Below are 484 nucleotides of genomic sequence, written 5' to 3'. Positions count from 1 at the left end.
CATCCAGCGGCACATAGGCGCCTCCAGCCTTCCATACCGCTAGTACGCCGACCAGCATGTCTACCGAGCGTTCACTCCAAATGCCGACAATGGATTCGCGTCCAATGCCTTCTTTTCGCAGTCTGCGCGTCAATTGGTTCGCACGCTCGTTCAGCTGGCGGTACGTAAGCTGCTGCTCCTCGTACACCACCGCCACATGATCTGGCACAAGCTGTGCCTGTTCTTCCACATAGGCATGGAATAAGACTTCTGCTTCAGCCGCAACCTCCGATACGCCTACATCTCCAAAACCATAGAGGATTTGTGCCTTCTCCTCGACAGTTACCATATCCAGAGCTGCCAGTGGCTGCTGTGGATGAAGTGTAATGGCACGTACGAGTTCAGTAAAATGCTGTGCCAAGCGTGCAATGGTCTCCGGCTTGTACAGCGCCGTGCTGTATTCCAAACTACACAGAATACCTTCTGGCTGCTCTACGGCATCCAA

At 53.7% G+C, this 484-nt stretch carries 1 protein-coding gene; it reads right to left on the bottom strand.

Going from position 1 to position 484, the window contains the following annotated elements; genetic code table 11:
• The coding region (locus tag HFD99_RS24905) for an AMP-binding protein (protein ID WP_167441062.1) at nt 1–484 on the bottom strand (484 nt) is incomplete at both ends.

Source organism: Paenibacillus sp. EKM301P (assembly GCF_011800295.1).
GTDB lineage: Bacteria > Bacillota > Bacilli > Paenibacillales > Paenibacillaceae > Paenibacillus > Paenibacillus polymyxa.
The sequence above is the reverse complement of the archived record's forward strand: the minus strand, read 5'-3'. Positions and strand labels throughout refer to the sequence as shown.